Genomic DNA, 22239 nt, shown 5'->3' on the forward strand with positions numbered 1-22239 from the left:
GCGCCATTGAGCTGCCAGGTGGATTGGTCGTCGAGATTTCGCAGGCCGGCTGACGGCGTCGGAGGAACCTTCGCGTCGGGCGTGACGACCAATTCGGGCGCTCTCTGACAGAGTTGGCGGTGACCTATGTTGTAGTTTGCTCGACTGAGGGCGCAGGCGATCCCGACCATGTGAACCGGTACATCGCGCCCTGAGCGACGGATTGGACCACATAGGGGCGCAACGCCGCTAAGCAGACCCCTCCCGCATGCCGGACCGAGGGATAGATGATGCCGTTCAAACCGGCGGCTCGGGCGTGTTCGGCTAGCGCATTGCCGATCGGATATCCGATCGTCTTGTCCGGGTGGAGCGAGTCGTGAGCGGGATGTGGGCGCAGGTCGAGGAACCTCCCCGACATGCTAGACCACATCTCGGTGTACTCGACGACGCCTTCAAGTTTGCCGGCGTCGGCGAGGAACTCCGTCATGTGAAACGCGACCTCGGCCATGCACGTTTTCGGGTCCAGCGCCGCATACCAGGCTCCGAGGTCCGCGCCGTTGTAACGGTTGGGGTCCCTCGGCTTGGCGTAGGCGAAGGACGCGTTGATGAAGGCGGCGTGCGGGACGCCGTAGACAAACTCCTTTGCGTTCAGCACAGACGTGCCGCGATCCTGGGCGACCAAGCGGGTGCTCGTGGCCCCTTCGATTTCGGCCAACGCGGAGATTTCGGCGGGATCGACGAGCATTTCCAGCACCGACGGCCGCAACTTGGCGCTCGCCACGAACCGGACGGTCTTGGCGAAAGCGTCAGTAGTCAGCGTTAGGCCGTCGAGCACGTCAGACGCCACCCCGTACGGCGTCGACCAGGCGGCGCACGTCCAGCATGAACGGGATGCCGTTTTCGATCATCGCGTCGATTGGCGTCCGGCGATCGAAGAGAGGCCCGCGGTTGGGCAGCCGCACCCATTCGTCCGCCATCTTATCGGCGAAGAGCAGGTTCAGGCCTTTGAAAATGCCGACGAGGACCGAGACGCGTGTCATTTGGTCCTGGTTAAGCACCAAGTCCTTCCCGCTCTTCACGCGGTCCCAGCTGCTTTCGGAAATTCCGATGAGCTTGGCGGCTTCGGCATTGGTCAGACCCCATTTCTTCGCCAGCGAGCGATAGGCTTTCAAGGCGACAGCACCGAGCCGAGCGCGGTCTTCCTCGCGGGCGAAGGTCTGCGGTTCCGCCCCTGGCCTTAGGGACGGATATCTCGTTTCCAAGGCGCTGTTCATTTCGCATCTCCAGGTGCGTTAAATCGCATCTCTAGGTGCGGAAGTCCAGTAGCTTCGCAAAGGTTCCGTTTACAACGGCTGCCCGTTTCCACTGGGTCCGTGCGCCAAACGGTCGAGTCTGATGAGCTGACAAGTCCTCGCGTGATCCAGGCTCGCTCGGAAGGAAAGTTGATGTCTGAATACCTTAATGCCAAGGCGGCTTAACGGGACAGCTCCCGGTCCTGGTCCCTATGCCTGGCGGCGACCCGCTCGAGCGATCTGATCGTCTCGATGGATCTGGCCTCCTCCACCAACAGCTCCCTGCGCGTAAGCGGCGCTGGCATCCGGGCCACATAGTCCTGCAGCCGCTTGGCCAGATCCCGATCCTCGTGCGAGCCCATTCGCAAAAGATCGTCCGCGATCAGGAGATACTTGTCGCGTACCAGCCGCTGCGTCGATCTGATCCGCGCCTCCCAGGGTCGGCTGGCCACTGAGCGGCCTTTGACGATGTCGGACGCCTCATTGATCACAGCGGATCGGAGCGATGCGCCGCCGGCGGATGACGGGGCCGCTCATCGCCCGCTGATTGGGCATGGCCCGTTCGACCGTGGGCTTGGTCCTGCGCCGTCCGGCCTCGGCAAGCTTAAGATGCTTGAGCCAAGGTTGCGATCGGGCGCCACGAGCGCTCACGCGCCCTGCGATTGATCCACTTGGACATCAAGAAGCTCAATCGGTTCTGGACAGAGGGCCATCGCGCAACCGGCGACCGACGGCCTGGACGCTCCGAACGCGCCGGCTGGGCTGAAATGGGCGACCCGACGCCTTTCAGTGCTCGTTGGATGGCGTCTTCGCTGTCTCTGACGCGGACGCGGGCGTTTTCACCGCTCGAAATCCACGCGATCGAAGCGCGCATTTCTTTGTTCGCCGTAATTCGCTAATTTCCACCCTTCAGAATACGCTAAAATTATCCCGTCAAAATTAGCTAAAAATAGCACGACAAAATGTGCTAAAAATAACGCGTCAAACTACGCAGGAATTCGCGCGGCGCACGTTCGAAAACGTCGTAGCGAAACACCAACGACAAATACCGCGCGCCGATGCGGTCAAAAGCTTTCGGGACTTAATCATGGCGACGCCGCAGGAAAAGCTCGCGAACGCACTTGAGAAGCTGCGTCGCCTGCAGACCGCCGGCCATGCTGTGCTGCGCAGCGGACAGCTCGAACGTCGCGAACGCGAACTGCTGGTCGAAAACGGTTTCATCGAGCCGATCATCAACGGCTGGTACGCGCCGGCCAATCCCGATGCGCCGCGCGGCGACACAACCGCCTGGTACGCCTCTTACTGGGATTTCGTCCGCACCTACCTGACAGAGCGGCTCGGAGACGAGTGGTCCTTGTCGCCGGAGCAATCGCTGTCGCTCCATGCCGGCCAATGGAGCGTGCCTGCCCAACTGCTGGTTCGCGCCCCCAATGGGCGCAACCAGAAGACCGACCTGATCCATGGCGCCTCGATCTACGAAGCGCGGCTGGATCCGGCCCGCGGGGAAGATCTGGTCGAGGTGGAGGGTCTGCGCGCCTATACGCCCGAGGCGGCGCTCGTGGCCGCCGGCCCGGGGGCCTATGTCAACGCGCCGACGGAGATGCGAACCGTCCTGTCACTTCAACGCGACGCCTCGGCGCTGCTGTCGCGGCTTCTCGACGGGCGCACCCATATCGCCGGACGATTGGCCGGCGCCTTTCGCAATATCGGCCGCAATCGGGACGCCGACGCGATCATCGCGGCGATGCGCAGCGCCGGCTACGACATTCGTGAGAACGATCCCTTCGAGACGCGGGTGGACGGCGCGGCCTTCGGGCGAGACCGCTCGGCCTATGCTCAACGTATTCGCCTGTTGTGGGAAAACTGGCGCGGGCCGGTCCGGGAGAACTTTCCGCCGCCGCCCAAGACGCCGATCGAGCCAGAGGGCTACCTGCAGGGCGTCGATGACCTCTATCAGACGGACGCCTATCACTCGCTTTCCATCGAAGGCTATCGGGTCAGCCCAGACCTGATCGAGCGTGTCCGCCGCGGCGCGTGGAACCCGCAGGTCAACGCCGACGACCGGCGCCTGGCCGACGGACTCGCCGCGCGAGGCTATTGGGAAGCCTTTCAGGCAGTGCGCGCCAGCGTCCGCGATGTGCTGACCGGCGCCAATTGCGGTAAGGTCGCCGACCGCGACCACGGCGCCTGGTACCGGGCCTTGTTCTCGCCTAGCGTCCGGGCCGGTCTGCTCAAGCCCGCCAGTCTCGCCGGCTACCGCGGCGGCCGGGTGTTCATCAGCAAGTCGCGCCACGTGCCCATGCACGCCGACGGCGTGCGCGACGCCATGCCGGTCTTCTTCGAACTGCTCGCCGCCGAGCCCGATCCCGCCGTGCGCGTCGTCCTGGGGCACTTCATCTTCGTCTACATTCACCCCTATGTGGACGGGAACGGACGCATGGGGCGCTTCTTGATGAACCTGATGATGGCAGCCGGCGGCTATCCTTGGACAGTCATTCCCGTGCAGGCGCGCGACGACTACATGACCGCCTTGGAAGCCGCCAGCCACAACGGGGACATAGTGCCCTTCGCACAGTTTCTAGCGCATCGCGTGGGACGCGACGCGCCGACGGCGGAGTGAGCGGCGTGAGAACCGAATTCGCCGTGGAGACGCCCTGGATGTAGGCCTCCTGGATCCCAGCGGTCAGCGCCTTCTCCGCCAGCAGGAGGTAGAAGTTGCGGCCACAAAGGCGCTTGGCGCTTTGAAGGGTACGGCGCTGGCGTTCTCATGACGCTCATCGCGGCCGCGTTTTCGAGATCAGCACCGGTCCAGCATGATCCGCGTTAAGAGTGCAAACACTTGCTTGCCGCGGCGTCCCCGCCCCGATGCTGAAGAGGGATGGCGCATAACGGCTCTAAGCCGCTGCTCGACAGGTCTGCTCTCGGTGCCGTTCAAGCCCTAACCAATAGGTCGCCTTTTGGGTGGGTGAACAGACTTCCCAACTCAGTCAGCATTGTTTGGCGAGCCAGAGTTGTGGTGCTCAGCTCCACGATGTAGTGGTGGCGATGCATCAAGAGATCGGGCTCAGCCCGACGCCAACCTGCTCCCCGAGCAAGGTGGCGCTCCCACCAGGGGGGATGTGGCCGAGGCGGCAACGAAACGGGTGATCCGACTTCCTTGCGTCCGCATCGATGACGAGGAGGACGTGCATGCCAATCAAGATCCCAGACACCCTGCCAGCGCGCGCCACACTCGAGGCCGAAGGCGTTGTGCTGATGCGCGAGACCGATGCCACGCGCCAGGATATCCGCCCTCTGCGGATCGGCCTGCTGAACCTGATGCCGGACAAGCCTAAGACCGAGACCCAGTTCGCGCGCCTTCTGGGCGCGACGCCGCTGCAGGTCGAGCTTTCCCTAGTCCAGCTGGCCACCCACATCTCGCGCAACACCTCGGCCGATCACTTGGCCGCCTTCTACCGAACTTGGGACGAGGTGGCGCACGAACGGTTCGACGGCTTCATCATCACCGGCGCGTCGGTCGAGACCCTGCCGTTTGAGGGCGTAGGCTACTGGGACGAGCTGCGGCGTATCCTGGACTGGACCCAGGAGCACGTGCACAGCTGCCTGACCATCTGTTGGGGCGCGCAGGCGGCGCTGCGGCATTTCCATGGCGTGGGCAAGCACGTACTGGCCGAGAAGCGCTCGGGGGTCTATGCCCACACTCTGGTCGCGCCATCCTCGCCCTATCTGCGAGGGCTCGCCGACGAGATTGACGTGCCGGTCTCGCGCTGGAGCGAGGTGCGGCCCGAGGACCTGCCGGCCGGGGCTGGGCTGAAGGTGCTGCTGGAGTCCGAGGAGGCGGGATTGTGTCTGATCGAGGACCCGGCCCGCCGGTCACTGCACATGTTCAACCACCTGGAATACGACGCCACGACCCTGGCCGAGGAATATGTCCGCGACCGGGCCAAGGACCCGATGACGCCAGTTCCGGCCCATTACTTCCCGAGCGGCGACTCGGGGCGTGCGCCGCGCAACCGTTGGCGTAGCCATGCCCACCTGCTGTTCGCTAACTGGATCAACGAGATTTATCAGACGACGCCATTCGATCCTCGCGCGATCGGCAGAGGCCGCTAGGCCGTAGGTCAGCGAGTCTTCGCAAGGTCATTGTGGCGCTGATCTGCCAGCAGGCGAGGGAGGCGTGAGCGGGCCTAACGGTCAAACAAGCTCAGTGCTCATCTCTGAATAGTCGACCCAGAAGCTCGGCCGACATGACAGCCAAGACTATTATGGGAAGGCCTACATAGACGCCGAGGACAAGCGCCAGACCAAGCGGGCCGCCTTCGTCGAAGCGTCCAGATTTGGTCAGAGTAACGATGCTGGCGATCAGAACCAGCAGCAGCCACCAGGCCAAGGAAGTTAGGGTTGCAGTCCGTGCCCGAGCCAGAAGGCGTGGCTCTGTGGCGGCGAAAACGGCGATGGCCAACGCCGACATAGCGATGAAGAGGCCGCCTGCGAAGCGCGATGCGAAAGCGCCTGTCCAGGCAAAGACCGTGAAGGTCGCCAAGGCGGCCCCACCGAGACTGGCTGCTATGCGGCGGGCATTCGCGCGGACGAGAAGGACCGGATGGGGGGATGCCATGGGTTGCACGCTAACTTGACCATTGAGTGCCCGACAAGGCGGATCCTTGGAAGCGCTGACTAGGGTCGAAGTCCGACCCAAACATTGCTGGGCTGAACATTAGAGTCTTGGCTTGGCGTTTGGCGGTAGGCCGTTCTCGGCTCGCAGCGGTCGTCCCCAGAGTCTGCGTAGGAGCGGGTTCGATCTGGCAAAACTTCTGGCAGCTGACCGCCTACCAAGCTTAACCGTGACCCTTTGACGCTGACGGCTTCAGTTGTGGCGCCTTGAGACAACTCGCCTGCCTTGCAATTCTTCTCAAGGGCGTGGGAAGTGCATACGATGAAGGCGATCCTCGATACGAAGCCGGAGTCAGCCTACGACGACGAGATTGCCGGTCGATATCATTTCCCGTCGCGGTATCTCGGCGTCATGAGTCGATGTGTGGGCGACTGGGTCGTGTTCCGCCGTCCGCGAGCAGGCGGTGAAGGTATCGCCTATTTCGCCGTCGGCCGTGTGGCCGGCATCACTCCCGACACGACGACGCCCGGCCACCACTACGCGGTTATCGCCGACTTTTTGGCGTTCGACCGGCCAGTTCCCTGGCGGGTAGACGGGAAGTACGCGGAAGCCGCGTTGCGAAAGATCACCAACGTCCCGCAGGTAGGGCTATTTCTTCGAGGCAAGTCCGTCCGCGAGTTGGAGGAGGCCGATTTCGTCGCGATCATCGAGACGGGCCTTTCCGAGACGTCGGACCCCACTAATGCCAGGATGCTGGGTCTCGACCAGCGAAGCGTTGATGAGGCGACCTGGAACCTGGTGAATGCCCCGCCGGAGATACCCGAGCGGGGTGTGGTGGAGATGCTCGTGAATCGCAAGGTGCGGGACGCGAACTTCCGTCGAGCTGTGTGCCGCGCCTATGATGATCGATGTGCGGTGACCGGGTTGAAGATCGTCAACGGCGGCGGCCGATCCGAAGTACAGGCTGCCCATATTCTTCCTGTCGCAGATGGTGGTCCCGACATTGTCCAAAACGGCATCGCACTGTCGGCGACGGCTCATTGGCTTTTCGACAGGCATCTCATCTCGATCGACGTCAACATGCGCCTGCTGGTTTCTCACAATAAGGTGCCGGCGGAGTTGCGGCAGCTCTTCGCGCCCCAGGCGGAACGCATCCTCCTTCCGAAGGACTCGCGGATGTGGCCGAGCTCATCGTTCGTGGCTGCTCACCGGGAGCGGTTTGCCGGCGTCTGACCAAAAAACGGCTCATCGATTCCGTTGGGAAGGTCCGCTCTCCGCGTCGTTAAACTACGAGCATTTAACGGAGGCGATCTTTCGCCGCTGGCGGGTGAAGGGTGCGACAATCCAGCGGGGCAGCGATTGGAGCTTCGTAGTGGGGGCTCCGCGTATTCGCGAAGTAGCTGTAGCGGTTAGGGGTTGGTTGCGCACGCTTAGCGAGAGCAGAATCGTTTCTTCGTGTTAACGATACGGACACAGTTAGCGAAGCAAGCTAAACTCCCGGACACGGTTCCGGCCGAGGTTGCAGAGGCTGTCGTTGGGGGCGGGTTATAGCAATGCTGGAAACGCGCCAGCGCCGAGAGAGCGCGCTTTGAAGTGCGTGGACCTCTTTGCGGGAGCGGGCGGTTTCTCTCTGGCCGCTCGGCGGGCCGGCTTCGATATCCGACTCGCTGTGGAATACGATAAGGCCGCCGCCTCAACCTACCGTCGGAACCTCTGCGAGGGGCATCCCTCTTTGCGGTTGATCGACAAGTCGATACGCGAACTGTCGCCCAAGTCGCTCGCGGCCGAACTGTTCGACCAAGAGCGCTGTGATCTTCTTCTGGGCGGTCCGCCTTGCCAAGGTTTTTCGACCCACAGACTCAATGGCGCCGGTGTCGATGACGAACGGAACGATCTGATCCACGTCTATTTCGAGTTCGTGCAAGCCTTCGCGCCGACGGCATTTCTCATGGAAAACGTGCCGGGGATGCTTTGGCCGCGGCACGCGGCAGCCCTTGAGAGATTTTATACAGCGGCTGCGGATTCGAACTATCGGCTCCTCAACTCAGTCATACTCGACGCGCGCGACTATGGTCTCCCGCAGAGACGAAAGCGCGTCTTCATCCTTGGAGTGAAAAACGATCTCGATCTAGAAGGCTTCTCTTGGCCGCCGAGGGCGACTCACGGAAATCCCCAAAAGTGCGCGAAGGACGAGGCGCTGGCTCGCTGGGTGAACTGCAAGGGCGCATTTCGGGCGGCTGCTGAAAATGACGTCAACGACGTCCACATGTCGCACGGAGCGGCGTTGATCGAGGCCTTCAAGAGAACGCCGCCAAACGGGGGCAGCCGCGCGGATTCGGGCCGTGTTCTGCCGTGCCATGCGGATCACGACGGGCACAAGGACGTTTACGGGCGCATCGACCCCGACCAGCCCGCGCCGACAATGACGACGGCTTGTATCAATCCGTCCAAAGGGCGGTTCGTGCACCCGACGCTGCATCACGGCATTACAGTCCGACAGGCAGCGCGTATTCAAACGTTCCCCGACACGTTCATATTCGAAGGCGGTCTCATGGCTGCCGGTAAGCAGGTCGGTAACGCCGTCCCAGTCGCCTTGGGTCAAATTCTCATCGAGCACCTCAAGCCGCTGCTGCTTGCCGCCGGGGAGGCCTTTACGAAAAACGAGGCTGGCGACGAGTCTGCGGGGAGCCCGGCGGAAATCCATAAGGTTGAGGACGTTGCCGCGTGATCAGTACGGTCGCGTTTCAAACCAAGGCGAGAACGGTCGATCATCTTGGCCGCGAGCAGATCGCCGACTGCCCGACCGCGATTTCCGAACTTTGGAAGAATGCTTTCGACGCCTATGCCCGGACCGTGGCCCTAGACATTTACGGCGGTAGCGATCCCGTCGCGGTAGTCAGCGACGACGGACACGGCATGAACCGGTTCGAGTTCGAAAATCGCTGGCTGGTCGTTGGTACTGAGTCGAAGGCTCTTTCGGATCGAACGCCCCTTAGCGATCGAAACGGCCTTCAACTCCGACCCCGTCAGGGGCAAAAGGGGATCGGCCGCCTGTCTTGTGCGAACCTGGGCCCCATTCTCCTGCTCGTTTCGAAGCGACGAGAGACCCCCTTCGTCGCAGCACTTGTCGATTGGCGCTTGTTTGAAAACCCATTCCTGAATCTCGTCGATATTCAGGTCCCTGTGGCGGAGTTCGAGCATCGCGACGAGCTGCTACCGCTTCTCCCGCAATTGTCCACGGGCTTGGCGAGAAACGTTACGGGTGGGGAGGGCGAGGAAGCCCGCACCTTACGTCTGAGAGCGGCTTGGCAAGCCTACGATCGCCTTTTCGCTGAAGAACAGGAAGCGGGGATCTCGAACAAGATTGAACCGCCATCGCAGGCGATCCTAGATACGATCGCTCGCATCGATTTTTCTGAACGGCACCTGGGCCAATGGCCTGTCTGGTCCGGCGAGTGTGAGCACGGCACCGCGCTTGTGGTCGGCGACATCAACTACGATCTAAAGGTCGAGCTCGATGAGAAGCCGGCCGATTCGTCGGCGCGTGGAGCGTTGGATCGATTTTTCGAAACGCTGACCAGTTTCGTCGATCCCTTCGTAGATCTTGCCGATGCGAGGTCAGCGGCGGCGAAGTTGGAATTCGCTTACGCGGTTCGTGCCTGGGACGGTGCGGTGCCGCGCCTGATCGTCGGGGCCGAAAAGCAATTCGATCGCCGCACGCTCGATGGAATGGAGCATCTGCTCTTCGGTCGGATTGACGCCGACGGCGTGTTCACTGGAAAGGTCAAGGCGTTCGGAAACTGGATCGAAGGCGACTGCGTCATCGAGCCGCCCAAGGACTTGATCATTCCGCGGCGCGCTGACTCCGAGGTCGGTCCGTTCGAGATTTACGTAGCTTCCATGGAGTTCGTCCAACTCAATAGTTCGCTGCCGAAGGCCGAATTCGAGCGCTACAAAGCCCTAGCGGAAAAGTATTCGGGATTTATGATTTTCCGAGATGGTTTGCGCGTGTTGCCATACGGTCGAGAAGACAACGATTTCTTCGAGATCGAATCACGGCGCAGTAAAAGCGCTGGCCGCGAGTTCTGGAACCACCGGCAAATGTTCGGCCGCCTGTCGATTCGGCGTGACCGTAATCCCAACCTCAAGGATAAGGCCGGCCGAGAGGGGTTGCTCGACAACAGAGCGGCAAAAACGCTCAAGATCTTAGTTTCGAACGTGCTGATGACCTCTGCGCGCCGCTACTACGGGTCGGCGTCGGACTTTCGTGCGGAAATGCTGCCGCAACTCCAAGCTTCAAACCAAGCAGGCAGGGCATCTGAAGCGCGCAACAAGTTACGCCAACGCCAACGGAAAGAATTCCGATCGAAGCTGCAAGCGTACGTGAAGGACGTTCCAAAACTCAACAGAGAGATGGAGGCCTTCGCCAGAAACATCCAAGTGCGAGACGAGAGCGACATTGCGGTCGCCCAGCAGCAGCTTGAAGCGTTTCGCGAGCGCATAAACGACTACAAGCTTCCCGGTGCTCCAAAAAATCTCGGGACGTTGGAGAGTGTTTTCGGCGATTATCGCGACTCCATGCGAGACGCGTCGGTCCTGGCAGCCGCGATCGCCGCGGATCTCGAAGCCAAGATCGAGCTGGTAAGCCCGGCGCAGCCGCGCGACTTGTTGGAGAAACAGATCGCTCGCAACGCCGCGCAGATCCATCGCCGTATCCAAGGCTGGCGCAAATCGGTCGATACCCTGCAAAAGGCCGAGTTCGAGAGAATTCGTGAGCTCGTCGCCGAGCGGAATAAGGTCTTCCACGCCGAGGCACCGGCAATCTTAGCCCGGTTTGATCGAGGCGAGATCGGCTTCAGTGAGGCGGCCAAGTTGTTGGACCGTATGAAGTCGGACGTCGACTCCGCCAACGAGGACATGTTCGTCCCCTACATCGGCGCGCTCGAAAGCTTGAAGGAGAGCATTGATCTTGAGCATCTCGCCATGTTCGGCATGGAAGAGGTATCAGAGCTTCGGATGGAGCTCGAAAGGCTGAACGCGCTGGCGCAGCTTGGCATCGCTGTCGAGATCGTCGGCCACGAGCTCCAGGCCTACGACGACATCATCGGCGCGGCGCTCGCGAAGCTGCCGGCCGACGTACGCGAGACCAAGGCTGCCAAAGACATCGAATTTGGGTTCGACGGCCTGACGGATCAGCTCCGGTTCTTGTCGCCCCTGAGATTGGCGGGGCAGCGCATCCAGCGTTGGATTACGGGCGAAGAAGTATTCAAATACCTGAGTGAATTCTTCAAGCTACACCTGTCTAAGGGGCAGATCGCTCTCGAAGCGACGTCGGATTTTCTTCAGTTCCGAGTGTTCGACCAGCAGTCGCGGTTGTTCCCGGTTTTCATCAACCTCGTGAACAACAGCATTTATTGGGTTGGCCTGGGTCAATCCGGCGAGCGTCGAATTCTACTGAGCGTAGTCGGTGACGAGGTCGCCGTCTCGGACAATGGACCGGGCGTTGACGCCGAGGACGTCGCTAATCTGTTCGGGCTGTTTTTCACGAGAAAGGCGCGCGGTGGGCGTGGGGTGGGTCTCTACCTTTCGCGCGCCAACTTGGCCGCTGGCGGGCACCGGATCCGCTACGAGGTCGACGGAGGCAACAGGCCGTTGCCTGGTGCCAACTTCCTCATCGCGTTCAAAGGGGCGCAATTCAATGCCGGGTAAGCACTATTCGGAGTTCGTCGAAGAGGCGTTCATCGCGCCCATTCGGTCTGTACTGATCGTCGACGACGACTATCCGACGTTTGATGAAATGCTAAGTGCGGAGATTGATCGAGCTCAGCACAAGGAGCCGCCGAGGACGAAAAGTTGGTACAGCCGCCCGGAGCGGATCAAGAAAGTAATTTCCCGTTTTAGGGAGCCGCAGCGGCCTCTACTCGTCGATATTCACGATGGATCCAACGTGACATCCGGGGAGGAGATCGAGATCGCCTCCCATCTGCATCAATCCGATCTGCTCGTTCTTGATTTCGAGCTGGACAAAACAAAAGAGCATGACGGTACGCTCGCTATAGAGATCGTGCGGAGGCTGACGAAAAACAATCACTTTAATCTTGTGGTCGTGCACACGAGCGAGAAGCTGGACTTGGTATTCCGTCAGGTCCTTTTTGCGCTGCTCGGCGTGCGGGGCGAGTTTAGTGACGGCGCAAACAAGGAGCGAGCCCAAGCGCTTCTATTCAAACTGGACGGATTAAACGACGAGGATGCCGCAGGGGATAAAGCTGAGCTGGTTACGGAGCTCATGACTAGTGTTGGCGTCGACGAGTACCTCTACGCACGGCTCATCGGCGACAAGTACATCGATGCCGTCATTGCCGGTCGAGGCGCCTTTGCACGATTCAAACAAGCCGCCGACGGGCTAGGCTTAGCCAAGGGCGAGTTGAAAGTCCTTGCACGCCATTTCTTGTCGGAGATCGAGGCGAAGGTTTCTGAGGAGCTCAGCGAAAAAACGATCGCGCGCTCTTGGAGCGGCGACGCGATCAAATACATCGCTTGCGATTCTGTCTTCGTAGCCTTTTCCGAAAAAGGCGACGATGACGACCTGCTTGCGGACCTTCTGGCCAGTCTGAATGTTTGGAAACCACAGCCGTCGCATCTGTTTTTGGCAAAGCTACGTGCGGAGATGGACGAGCGGGGCGTGCTTGCGCAGGAGGCGGTATTGAGCAATCGCCACGCACTGGCGCACTGGTACCATCGCCTGCTCGAAGCGGACGGTGAAAAGCGTCGTTGGATGATTTCCGAGAGCGTCGCCCGGCATTCGGAGCAGTTGCTCGCCGGCATTCTTCCCGAGGTCGACAGGTTTGCGACGCGCCTTGTCGGAAAAGAAAGCGGCTCCGGGCCTGCCCTTGATATCTGCGACGCTCACTTCAAGGTCGATCTCGCCAACGAAAAAGAAAAGCTACTGTCCGAGCGTGAACACAATGCCTACGTCAGCAGCAAAGCACCGACCGGTTGGCATCTGACAACCGGCCATGTTTTTATGGTGGGGGACGAGTATTGGGTCTGCGTATCGCCAGCTTGCGACACGGTCCCGTCTCAGCTTTCCTCTGCAAAAATCGACGTGTACGGTGATCGCTTGCCCTTTATGGCGGTAAAGCTTCACCCCGTAAAAAAAGAGAAAAAAATCGAGGACGTTCAGACGAATAGGTATATTTTCCTCCGTCTTGACGGCGAGGTGAGGGCGTTTTGCTACAACGACCCTTCAAGCGACGACGCCGCCCCGTCTTGGTACAATCTCTTGGCTGACAACAAGGGTGTCTTTGGAAAGAATTTCGCCTTTAAGGTATTTCTTCCGAAGAGGACGTCCAGAAAAGTCACCTACAGCGTGGAAACGGCGCGAGTGGTATCTCAGTTGAGATATGAATACGCTCTGAACTTTGTTCAGCGCCTAGGCGGCACGATGACGAGGATTGGCCTAGACTACGTCTAGGTCCGACGTCGAAAGATAGATCGACTTTCAGGTTCCCGGCTAGAGAGGCAAGCTGACCTTCAGAATCCATCGTTTCGCCGTGAGGAGGAATGCCGTTTGGCGTCCGTAAACGGCTCGAATTCAAATCTTGACGATGGGCCAAAGCCCTGGAACCAAACCGGCGAACTCGGCTTGTCTGACTGCAATCCGATCTTCCGTCCATTCGTCATAGCTGACCAGTTCCCTGGTCATGGCAATCTCAGACTTCGCATAGTACGGCTTCTTGGCGGCGAAGACGCCGTTACGAATTCCGGAGTTGATGCGCTTGTCGAGAAGGGACAGGTTGCCCAGCCTGTTTACTAACCGCTCGTGGTTAGCCCAGCGCTGCCCTGCACCAGGCGTCTGAGGATAGATGTGCTCGACGTGGACCTTGGAAGGTGGGTTCACTGTCAATTCCTCGGTACCCCTCTTAGCCAGTTCGATCCGGTGCAGAAGGTATCGGCGAGGACCGTTCTGCGTCAGGCTCAAACGCTCGAACCTGTTGCGAACGTCATCATCAGTTAAGGCACCGTCTGCCAAAGCGGCGCATAATTGCGCCAGTGATGCGTGCCCTCGAAGATCGCGCGCGCCCCTGTGAAAGCGGTTTTCAAGGACGCTGTTTTCGATGCCGCCAATGATCCCGTCTCGGGTGTAGATGTTGAGCAGGGCGGTCAATGCCGTGGTGATCTCCTCGCCCTTGAGCGTGCCAAAGATGCTGAGAATCGCAGGGTAAAGGATGGAGGCACCGGCGCCGACGGAGTCGATGGCGGACAGAATGTCAGCGTCCGTTTCGGTATCAGCCTCGGCATTCTTGATGCGACGATAAAGCTTCGCCGCGTCGCTCAACTCGGCAGATAGCCCTGCGGAGTCGATGTTTTGCTGCTCGATGACGGATTTGACCTCGCGATACAAGCTTTGGGTCTTCACGTCGCCATGCTTTGAAATCCAGTAGTGGCGCAGGAACGCCTTAATCTCTGAGTCCGTGTCAAACGCGATCACATCTTCCCATCGGGCCACCACATCGGGCCTTTGCCCCTCTGGGGTGCGACGGATGACGAAGTTTCGCAGTAGGTCCGGCGTCGACAAGCCGATACCCCGATCATTGAGTGTCTCGAATACCTCGGCAGCCTTGTTCTCATTGTCCGAATAGGCTGCGATGACTGTGAAATGGTTTGCCAGAATATCGACCAACCGCCGCAGCCAGTCTGCCTTTTCCTCGGGCTGCATTCCCCTGGTTCGATCCTCAATGACGCGCAGGAAATAGGCGCGTGCGCCCTTGATCATGTGATGCGATGCGTATTGGGGCACGGGCTCGACATAGCCATCCTCCCGCGCGACCGAAATTAAACGCTTGAAGAAGTCGCGATCATAGACGTTCAGTTGAAGCTTATTGATCACGTCCTTCTTGATCGCATCATATGCGCAAAGATAGTTGTCTTGGAGATATGCTGACAGCTTGTCGTCGAGGCCATTTAGCGTGTCACGGATTGCCGAAAGCAGGATTGAGCAAGTGGCCAATCGCTGTTGGCCATCAAGCAGAAGAAGGCGTTGATCTGCCGCGTTCACGAGAACCAGAGATCCGAAAAAATATTCTTCCGTAATCCGCGTTCCGACGCGGTCGGAAAACAAGGTCAGGTCATTCCAGAGCGTTTCGACGTGTTCAATGCGCCAGCTATAGTTCCGCTGCCAATCGGGAACGACAATTGCTGGATTGGTCAAAGCCAGCAAATCCCCAATCGACTGTTTCTCCGGGTGATAGGACTGAGCTACGACGCCTGCCATGTTCCGCTCCCTGAAATCGTGACCGATTTGATTATTCGCGGTAGCGACGGGCCGCCTCTTTTGACCGCCAACGTAGGGTACCTATCTTGGCCGCGTCGGCCAACGTCCGGCTTCCGGACAGGCCCCAGAGTCTGCAAGCGGCGCAAGCGGTAACTGACTGAAGATGTTGTTATCGCTAGTCTCGATGGTCATGGCATTGAGTCTCGTCATTGATAGCAACATGCTTCAGTCGCTGGCGTTGCGCGCCTTCCTTGCCGCCGACGCCGACAACATCGCTGTATTGCCAGACTATATCGGGTTCGAGATCTACAAGACGCAGTCGCTGGCGGGACTGGCCGCTGCGTTTTCGGTGATCGGCAATTTCCCCGACCAAGTGACAGTGCTGCGGTCTTGGGGCGAGATCGCGCTGATCGACGAGCTATGTCCCGAACTCGTCTCCCGCATGCAGGTTGAAGACGTACCTGCCGGCATTCGCCGTATGGCCGAGGAGCTGGCGGCGCTGGACGGCGATGAGACCGGCGCCTCCGACGCGTTGCGGGAACACTGGGCAGCCGCCGCATCCCAGGCAGAGGACATGCTGCTGGGCGCCGACGATATTGCCGTCTCGCTTCCGGAAATCGCGGAGACATTCACGCTGGCCGAACTCCGTCTCTGCCGGGTGAACGGCCGCTACACGGACGATATGTTCGCCAAAATCTACGGCGCTGCGGACGAGCTCTACGAACAAGCAGCCGAGGGACTAGGTGCGGTTGTTCGTCGGGAGCGGTCGCGGGCCCGCTACGACTCCTATCTTTACCGCCAAGGCCTCGTGACGATCATTTACGCCCTGGGGTGGATCCGAGAGGGAAGCCGGCCGCCGAAGCGGCTCGACAGGGTGCGGAACGATGTCATCGACATGCAGTTCGCCGTGTACGCCACGTACTTCTCCGGTCTCCTTACCGAGGACAAAAAGGCTGGCTGGCTGTACGAAAACCTCCGGCGGGCGCTCAGGTCGGTCTATGACAACGATGGCTTGGCTTGGCCAGCTCCGCCAAACCCCTGGTGGGAAGAATGAAGTCGGCCGCCGTGATCGCGGCTGAGTTTCTCAACTGTGCTCGTCGCGCAGTGAGCCCAGCGGCCGCTCGTCGGCATGATGTTGTGTCCGCTCGTGGCGCACCCTTGCCGCTCGTTGACGAGCTGGCCGCACTCGTTGCGAACGGCAAGTTTTAGCCAAGTACCAATGACCGCTAGTGGCGCATCTTTGACTCCGCTGCCAAGGGCCACGGCATCCCAAGAACGATCGTTTACATGAAGCGCCAGCACGCTTAGAAGCCTGAAAGGAAGCTGGCGACGTTGGAGCCGAGCGCCTCCACGGCATACCCACCTTCCATCACGATCAATGTGGGCAGACGGCACGCCGCGATGTCCGCAGCCAGAACAGCATGATCCTTCGTGGAGAGGGCGAAATGGCTGATCGGATCACCCTCCCAGGTGTCCGCGCCATAGCTGACGATGAGGAGGCCTGGTGCGAACGCAGTGACGGCCTCCAGCGCGGTCGCAAGACCCCGACGAAAGGCGTCCATCCGCGCGCCGCGCGCCAACGGAATATTGAGGTTGGCGCCGCGCCCTTCGTCTTCGCCGATCTCATCGGCATGGCCCCAGTAGAAGGGATAGTCGGTCCGCGGATCGGCATGAATGGACGCGTAGAAGACATCCCCCCGTCGCCAGAAGATGTCCTGGGTTCCGTTGCCGTGGTGATAGTCCACATCGACGATGGCGACCTTGCCGGCGCCCGCGTCCAGCGCGGCCTGAGCCGCGATGGCGGCATTGTTCAGGTAGCAGTAGCCGCCGCAGTAGTCGGCGCCGGCGTGGTGGCCTGGAGGGCGGCAGAGCGCAAAGGCGGTCCGCTCGCCGCCGCCGATGATGGCGCGCGCGGTAAGCGCCGTTTGCGCGGAGGCGTAGACCGCTTCCCAGGTGCCGCCGACGATGGGAGTCGCCGCGTCGAACGCGTAACGCCCCAGCAAGGCGTCGATCCGGTCCAGCTTTACGGCGCGGCGGGCGACCACCGGAAACGTGTAGGCGATGGCGTCGCCGGTTCGCCCGGCTCGCAACCACTGCTCATGAGCGCTTTCCAAAAAAGCTACATAGTCGGAATCATGCACCGCGATGAGCGGCGCCCGACCGTAATCCACCGCGGCCTCCAGCGGGCCGAGCGCCTGCATGATCGCGTTGGCGCGGGCGGCCGTCTCTGAATAGGCCATCCACTCGCCGTTATGCAGTTCGCGCTCCGGGATGTGGCCCAACTGCCGAGGATCAAACACGCCCCGCATCGCTGCGCTCCTGAAGAGATTCGAAAGTCGTATCGCGCGAGACTAACAGGGCCTGACAGAGGAACCTGCCGGACGTAAGGCCCGCAGCACAGGTTTCATCAATCGACGACCGCGCGCCTGCGGAAAATTGGAGCGTCCGTTCGACGGCCTGAAACGATTGAAGCAGGCAAAGGCGTCGTGAAGGCCCTTTTGCAAAACGGCCGTCTCAAGAAACCTTCTTGCGCCGGGCTGTGGGACATCATCGGCTCACGAGCAGGGGCGCGAACATGCTTGATGGCGACGAGAGTGGATGGCTGGCGGATCTGCGCCGGGGCGACGCCGCCGTTTGGCTGAGCCGCCGTGCGGCCTCGGACGTCAAGGATGCTCCGATCTCACGCGGCGATGTTCAGGAGGCGGCAGACCGTCTGCAGCGCTTCGCGCCACTCCTGGCGCGCCTCTTCGACGACGAGGGCTGGGATGGGAGGATCGTCTCGCCGTTGCTGACCTGGCCCGCCCCGCACGGGCCGTTGCCGTCGCTGCTGCTCAAGGCCGATCATGCGCTGCCAATGACCGGCTCCATCAAGGCGCGCGGCGGCGTGCACGATCTGCTGGCTTTTGTGGAGCGCATCGCGCTCGACGAAGGGCTGGTACGGCCGGGCGACCGTTACGAGGCTCTGGCGCAGCCTGTGGCGCGGGAGACCCTGTCGCTCTATTCGGCGACGGTGGCGAGCACGGGCAACCTTGGCTACTCCGTCGGGCTTGTTGCCCGCCGCCTTGGCCTTGGCGCCGAAATTCACATGTCCTCGGACGCCAAGTCCTGGAAGAAGGACCGCCTGCGGGCTCTCGATGCCAAGGTGGTCGAGCATGAGTGCGACTACACAGAGACCGTGGCGCGCGCCCGCATCGCCTCAGGGGGCGCCCGGCGCGTCCACTTCGTCGACGATGAGACCTCGTCCGATCTCTTCACCGGCTACGCGGCCGCAGCGGTCGAACTGCGCGATCAACTGGCCGAGCGCGGCGTCCGCCCCACCGCCTCCAAGCCTCTTGTGGTCTATCTGCCGTGCGGCGTCGGCGGCGCGCCAGGCGGTGTTCTTTATGGCCTCAAGGCGCTGCTGGGCGAAGCGGTGATCGGCGTCTTCGTCGAGCCGGTCGCCTCGGCGTGTTTTTTGGCGGCCATGGGCGCCGGCGGCGGCAAGCCCCTGCCCGTCTACGAGCTTGGCCTCGATAACCGCACCCTGGCCGACGGCCTTGCCGTACCGGTCGCCTCCGCCCTCGTGCTGGAGGCGGTGGGCGACGCCATCGACGCCTGCGTCGCGGTCACCGATGCGGCGATGATCGAATGCGTGCGCCTGGCCCACACTCTGGCGGGATTGCGCCTGGAGCCGTCAGCCGCCGCAGGTCTTGCGGCGGTCGAGCCCTTCATGCGGGCGGCTCGGGAGCGGCCTGACCTGCGGGTTCGGGTGGAGAACGCAACGCATGTGGTGTGGACCACAGGCGGCTCGCAGCTTCCCCAGGCGGAGTTCGAAAGTCTTCTGAAGGACTGACGCCTCAGGCAGCCGAACGCCGCGTCTTGTCGACGAGATAGCTGGCGGCCATCTCCTGCTCCTTGGTTTTGCGCATGACGATGTAGGAGGAGTACTGGTTGACCTTGCCGAAGGCCTCCATGAGCTCGTCCATCACCCGCATGTAGTCGGTCATGTCGCGGGCCACGACCTTCAGCAGATAGTCGAACTGACCGGCCACGTAGTTGCATTCGACGACTTCCGGAAGGCCTGAGACCACCTGCTCGAACCGGGCCAGTTCGTGCTGTTTGTGGGACTCCAGGATGACGCTCACCAGCACGGTGACGAAGGATCCCAGCGCCTTTCGGTCGATCTGAGCGCCATAGCGCTGAAGAATCTTCTGCTGCTCCAGACGCCGCACTCGGTTGAAGCAGGCGCTCTCGGACAACCCTACATCTAAAGCCAGGCGGGCGTTGGTGATGCGGCCGTCCCGCTGCAGGATGTCGAGGATCTTCAGGTCAAAGCTGTCTAGCTGCATGTACGCGCTTCCTGACGTCTCACCGGTGCGCCCAAAGACGCTGACCGAAGATTCTTCCGTCTGCGCGATGCATGCAATCTCATTCGGTCCAGAAGAGCTTGCGCTCGAAGCGGCAAAAGGTCTCTGCCCCCGTCTCCGTCACCACGAAGGGTTCGGTGATGACGATGGAGGCGCCTTCCTGCCAGACGGCCGGCATCAGGTGGAAGGTCATGCCCGGTTCAAGCACCGTCCTGTCCTCGGGCCGCAGGCTGATGGTCTGCTCTCCCACGGTCGGCGGATAGGCGATCCCCACCGCGTAGCCGACGCGCGCGGACTTGCGCACGCCATGGCGCGCGGCGGCCTCACGCCAGGCTGCCTCCACGTCGCAGGCCCGGGCGCCCGGACGCGCCGCGGTTAAAGCCGCCTCGATCCCTTCGAGTGCGGCGGCCTCCAGCCGGCGCTGGGTGTCGGTGGGCCTGCCAAGAGACACGGTGCGCGACAGCTGGGTGTGATAGCGGTGCCGGCAGGCCACCAGTTCGAAGTTGGCCTGCCCCTCGCTGGCATAGGGCTGATCGGTCCAAGACAGATGCGGCGTGTCCACCCGCTCGCCCGAGGGCATGAACGGCGGCGAGCTGGCGTACTGGCCGCCAAAGTCCGGCGTGCCGCGCATCAGGGCGCGATAGATTTCGGCGGCCACATCGCATTGGCGCACGCCGGGCCGGGTGTGCTGGATCGCCGTAGCCATGGCGCCTTCCACGATGCGGGCGGCCTGGCGCATGTACTCGATTTCGGCGGGCGACTTGACCGCCCGCACGCGGTTCACCAGCAAGCTGGCGTCGACGATGGCGGCGTCGCCCAGCTCGGCCTCCAGCACCTTCTGGGTCTTGGCGGTCAGATAGTAGCTTTGGGATTCAACGCCGATCCGCCCCTTATGCCAGCCGCGCTCGCGCAGGAAGTTGGCCAGGAACTGCCCGGGGTGGCGCTCGTCGGACTGCACGTAGCTGTCCGGATAGGTGTGCAGGTCCTCGTCGCGCAGCCAGGTGGTCAGACGCGCGCCGCGCGCATCCATCTCGCGGCCCAGCCACACCGGCCGGTCGTCGTCGGCGCGCACCAGAAGGTATTGCTGGACGTAGAACGACCAGGCCTCGTAGCCTGCCACATAGTAGAAGTTGCAAGGGTCGCTGAGGATCAGCAGGTCGAGCGATCGCTCGACCATGGCGGCGCGCACCTTGGCCAGGCGCGCTTCGAACTCCTCGCGGGTGAACGCCAAATTCATTGGGGACTTCCGTCGTTGTAGATCGCGACGGCGGCGCGCAGGCGCGGCGCCGCCAGGCGGATGGTGAGGAGCGCAAGAGCGCCGATCGCGAGGCCGGCCTGTATGACCATGAAGTAGGCTGCAAGACCGATCGTCTGGGCCGCCACGCCCAGGAAGCCGGCCAGATAGTTGCCGATCCCCACCGTGACATACCAAAGGCCGATGAGCAGGCCGGTGAGGCGCACGGGGGCTAGGCGGCTGATGGTGGAGATCTGCGGCGGCCAGATCAGAACATCACCCACCGAGAAGCACAGATAGCCGGCGACGATCCACCAGGGGCTGTGCAGTGCGCCGCCGGCCGACTGATGGACTGCGCCAAGGAAGAAGGCGTAGCCGATACCCAGGGCCGCCAGGGCCAGAGCCTGCTTTTGGAAGACGTCCAGACCCAGACCGCGTCGCGCCAGACGATCAAGCGCGATCTCGAAGATCGGCGCGAGGATCACAAAGCCGGCCGTGCTGATCGTCAGGAAGGCTGAGGCGGGAAGCTCGACGCCCAGCACCATCCGGTCGGTCTGGGATTTGACCATGAGGGTGAGCACGCCAGCCTTTTGATAGAAGCCGGTGGCGTAGAGCGCGGTGAACAGAGTCATCAGCAAGATTGCCGGAATGGCCGCCGGGATCGCCGTCCCGCCTGCAGCCTCGACTGTCGCCCGCGCCGGCTTCAGGCCGACCTCGCCGAGGGTCCTGGGCGCCATCAGGGCGTAGACGAGCAGGCCCGCCGCCATCCCCAGGGCCGAGACCAGGAAGCCCCACCGAAAGCCGATCGTCTCGCCCAGGGCTCCGGCCAGCAGGGTGCCGGCCACAGACCCCATCCAGATGCACATCAAAAAGAGCGTGTAGCCGCCGCTGCGCGCCAGGTGGGGCCGCCCATCATAGACGCGCCCCACCAGGGTCGAGATGGCGGGCTTGAGAAGTCCCGTGCCTAGGACGATCAGGCCAAGGCCCAGCATCAGCCAAAGCTGGGCCGCGGATGGATCGGCGCCCAGGGTCATGAAGAAGAGCACCAGGTTGCCAAGCAAGATGCCAAGGCCGCCCAGGAGCACGCCGCGCCGCTCGCCCAGCCACCGGTCGGCCAGCCAGCCTCCCGCCGCGGGCAGGCAAAAGGCCAGGCCCGCAAAGACCCCGTAGGTCTGCAGCGCCTGCGCCTGTGTCCAGCCCAGCCCGCCATCGGCAGGCGCGCCGCTCAGGAAGAGAACCAGAAGGGCGACGAGCCCATAGTAGGAGAACCGCTCCCAAAACTCGGCGATGGCGACCACATAGACGCCTGCCGGCTGGCGCCACAGCGAGCTCTTGGTTGAGTTCGGCATTCATCCCCCTTGCTCCGCCCATCCTGAGGGCTCGCGGACGGGATGTCCGTCGCTCGACGCGGCTCTAACCGAAGATTCTTCCGCAAGCATCCGGCCGCTCAAACTCAAGCGCGGCCGTCTCGGACGCCATGCGGCGCGATGTCCGGGGCG

General features: G+C 61.8%; 17 protein-coding genes and 1 riboswitch. Of the genes, 8 read left to right on the forward strand and 9 right to left on the reverse strand.

Going from position 1 to position 22239, the window contains the following annotated elements:
- Positions 1-124: 124 nt before the first annotated feature.
- The 3 genes from P7B02_RS06560 to P7B02_RS06570 all read right to left on the reverse strand — a co-directional run bounded on the left by P7B02_RS06560 (position 125) and on the right by P7B02_RS06570 (position 1723).
- On the reverse strand, positions 125-814 hold the full coding sequence (locus P7B02_RS06560) for an RES family NAD+ phosphorylase (protein ID WP_277785521.1): 690 nt from the start codon (positions 812-814) through the stop codon (positions 125-127).
- Between the two features lies 1 nt (position 815).
- A complete protein-coding gene (locus tag P7B02_RS06565) occupies positions 816-1253 on the reverse strand; it encodes an antitoxin Xre-like helix-turn-helix domain-containing protein (protein ID WP_277785522.1) in 438 nt (145 codons plus the stop codon).
- 200 nt (positions 1254-1453) lie between these two features.
- Complete coding sequence (locus P7B02_RS06570) at positions 1454-1723, reverse strand: hypothetical protein (protein WP_277785523.1); 270 nt, start codon at positions 1721-1723, stop codon at positions 1454-1456.
- A gap of 512 nt (positions 1724-2235) precedes the next feature.
- On the opposite strand from P7B02_RS06570, the gene P7B02_RS06575 reads away from it, so the two are divergent.
- Positions 2236-3891, forward strand: a complete 1656-nt coding sequence (locus P7B02_RS06575) for a Fic family protein (protein WP_277785524.1) — start codon at positions 2236-2238, stop codon at positions 3889-3891.
- Positions 3892-4313: 422 nt separating this feature from the next.
- Positions 4314-4420: riboswitch (SAM-I-IV-variant riboswitch) on the forward strand.
- Positions 4421-4460: 40 nt separating this feature from the next.
- Positions 4461-5384, forward strand: a complete 924-nt coding sequence (locus P7B02_RS06580; protein WP_277785525.1) for a homoserine O-succinyltransferase — start codon at positions 4461-4463, stop codon at positions 5382-5384.
- Between the two features lie 91 nt (positions 5385-5475).
- On the opposite strand, the gene P7B02_RS06585 is transcribed toward P7B02_RS06580, so the two are convergent.
- Positions 5476-5814, reverse strand: a complete 339-nt coding sequence (locus P7B02_RS06585; RefSeq protein ID WP_277785526.1) for a hypothetical protein — start codon at positions 5812-5814, stop codon at positions 5476-5478.
- A gap of 393 nt (positions 5815-6207) precedes the next feature.
- Between P7B02_RS06585 and P7B02_RS06590 the strand changes: the two genes are divergently transcribed.
- The 4 genes from P7B02_RS06590 (at position 6208) to P7B02_RS06605 (ending at position 13360) form a co-directional block, all read left to right on the forward strand.
- Positions 6208-7119 (forward strand): HNH endonuclease, encoded by a 912-nt coding sequence (locus P7B02_RS06590; RefSeq protein ID WP_277785527.1) that lies wholly within the window; start codon positions 6208-6210, stop codon positions 7117-7119.
- A gap of 364 nt (positions 7120-7483) precedes the next feature.
- Positions 7484-8614 (forward strand): DNA cytosine methyltransferase, encoded by a 1131-nt coding sequence (locus tag P7B02_RS06595; protein ID WP_277785528.1) that lies wholly within the window; start codon positions 7484-7486, stop codon positions 8612-8614.
- Complete coding sequence (locus P7B02_RS06600; protein WP_277785529.1) at positions 8611-11595, forward strand: ATP-binding protein; 2985 nt, start codon at positions 8611-8613, stop codon at positions 11593-11595. Before P7B02_RS06595 ends, P7B02_RS06600 begins: the two co-directional genes overlap by 4 nt.
- The gene (locus tag P7B02_RS06605; RefSeq protein ID WP_277785530.1) at positions 11585-13360 is read left to right on the forward strand and encodes a response regulator receiver domain; all 1776 of its coding nucleotides are present in this window, start codon (positions 11585-11587) and stop codon (positions 13358-13360) included. Before P7B02_RS06600 ends, P7B02_RS06605 begins: the two co-directional genes overlap by 11 nt.
- A 120-nt stretch (positions 13361-13480) precedes the next feature.
- Here P7B02_RS06605 and P7B02_RS06610 read toward each other — a convergent pair whose 3' ends face one another.
- On the reverse strand, positions 13481-15160 hold the full coding sequence (locus tag P7B02_RS06610; RefSeq protein WP_277785531.1) for a DUF262 domain-containing protein: 1680 nt from the start codon (positions 15158-15160) through the stop codon (positions 13481-13483).
- A 220-nt stretch (positions 15161-15380) separates the two neighbouring features.
- Between P7B02_RS06610 and P7B02_RS06615 the strand changes: the two genes are divergently transcribed.
- Positions 15381-16214, forward strand: coding sequence for a hypothetical protein (locus tag P7B02_RS06615; protein WP_277785532.1), 834 nt, complete (start codon positions 15381-15383; stop codon positions 16212-16214).
- 250 nt (positions 16215-16464) lie between these two features.
- Here the strand turns inward: P7B02_RS06615 and P7B02_RS06620 are convergent, their stop codons facing one another.
- Positions 16465-17469, reverse strand: a complete 1005-nt coding sequence (locus P7B02_RS06620; protein WP_277785533.1) for a histone deacetylase family protein — start codon at positions 17467-17469, stop codon at positions 16465-16467.
- Between the two features lie 266 nt (positions 17470-17735).
- Here P7B02_RS06620 and P7B02_RS06625 point away from each other — a divergent pair, with 266 nt between their 5' ends.
- Positions 17736-18992: a D-serine ammonia-lyase gene (locus P7B02_RS06625; RefSeq protein ID WP_277785534.1), complete on the forward strand. Its 1257-nt coding sequence runs from the start codon at positions 17736-17738 to the stop codon at positions 18990-18992.
- 4 nt (positions 18993-18996) lie between these two features.
- Here P7B02_RS06625 and P7B02_RS06630 read toward each other — a convergent pair whose 3' ends face one another.
- The 3 genes from P7B02_RS06630 to P7B02_RS06640 all read right to left on the reverse strand — a co-directional run bounded on the left by P7B02_RS06630 (position 18997) and on the right by P7B02_RS06640 (position 22089).
- Complete coding sequence (locus P7B02_RS06630) at positions 18997-19488, reverse strand: Lrp/AsnC family transcriptional regulator (RefSeq protein ID WP_277785535.1); 492 nt, start codon at positions 19486-19488, stop codon at positions 18997-18999.
- Positions 19489-19567: 79 nt separating this feature from the next.
- On the reverse strand, positions 19568-20743 hold the full coding sequence (locus tag P7B02_RS06635) for a M24 family metallopeptidase (protein ID WP_277785536.1): 1176 nt from the start codon (positions 20741-20743) through the stop codon (positions 19568-19570).
- Positions 20740-22089, reverse strand: a complete 1350-nt coding sequence (locus P7B02_RS06640; protein WP_277785537.1) for a peptide MFS transporter — start codon at positions 22087-22089, stop codon at positions 20740-20742. The genes P7B02_RS06635 and P7B02_RS06640 overlap by 4 nt, the downstream gene beginning before the upstream one ends.
- Between the last annotated feature and the right edge of the window lie 150 nt (positions 22090-22239).

It is taken from the genome of Caulobacter segnis (genome assembly GCF_029543125.1).
GTDB lineage: Bacteria > Pseudomonadota > Alphaproteobacteria > Caulobacterales > Caulobacteraceae > Caulobacter > Caulobacter segnis_D.

What these genes read in the sequence shown, in the direction of transcription:
- P7B02_RS06565 (WP_277785522.1), bottom strand. Translation starts at nt 1,253, where the DNA reads ATGAACAGCGCCTTGGAAACGAGATATCCGTCCCTAAGGCCAGGGGCG.
- P7B02_RS06580 (WP_277785525.1), top strand. Translation starts at nt 4,461, where the DNA reads ATGCCAATCAAGATCCCAGACACCCTGCCAGCGCGCGCCACACTCGAG.
- P7B02_RS06590 (WP_277785527.1), top strand. Translation starts at nt 6,208, where the DNA reads ATGAAGGCGATCCTCGATACGAAGCCGGAGTCAGCCTACGACGACGAG.
- P7B02_RS06605 (WP_277785530.1), top strand. Translation starts at nt 11,585, where the DNA reads ATGCCGGGTAAGCACTATTCGGAGTTCGTCGAAGAGGCGTTCATCGCG.
- P7B02_RS06610 (WP_277785531.1), bottom strand. Translation starts at nt 15,160, where the DNA reads ATGGCAGGCGTCGTAGCTCAGTCCTATCACCCGGAGAAACAGTCGATT.
- P7B02_RS06615 (WP_277785532.1), top strand. Translation starts at nt 15,381, where the DNA reads ATGCTTCAGTCGCTGGCGTTGCGCGCCTTCCTTGCCGCCGACGCCGAC.
- P7B02_RS06620 (WP_277785533.1), bottom strand. Translation starts at nt 17,469, where the DNA reads ATGCGGGGCGTGTTTGATCCTCGGCAGTTGGGCCACATCCCGGAGCGC.
- P7B02_RS06625 (WP_277785534.1), top strand. Translation starts at nt 17,736, where the DNA reads ATGCTTGATGGCGACGAGAGTGGATGGCTGGCGGATCTGCGCCGGGGC.
- P7B02_RS06630 (WP_277785535.1), bottom strand. Translation starts at nt 19,488, where the DNA reads ATGCAGCTAGACAGCTTTGACCTGAAGATCCTCGACATCCTGCAGCGG.
- P7B02_RS06635 (WP_277785536.1), bottom strand. Translation starts at nt 20,743, where the DNA reads ATGAATTTGGCGTTCACCCGCGAGGAGTTCGAAGCGCGCCTGGCCAAG.
- P7B02_RS06640 (WP_277785537.1), bottom strand. Translation starts at nt 22,089, where the DNA reads ATGCCGAACTCAACCAAGAGCTCGCTGTGGCGCCAGCCGGCAGGCGTC.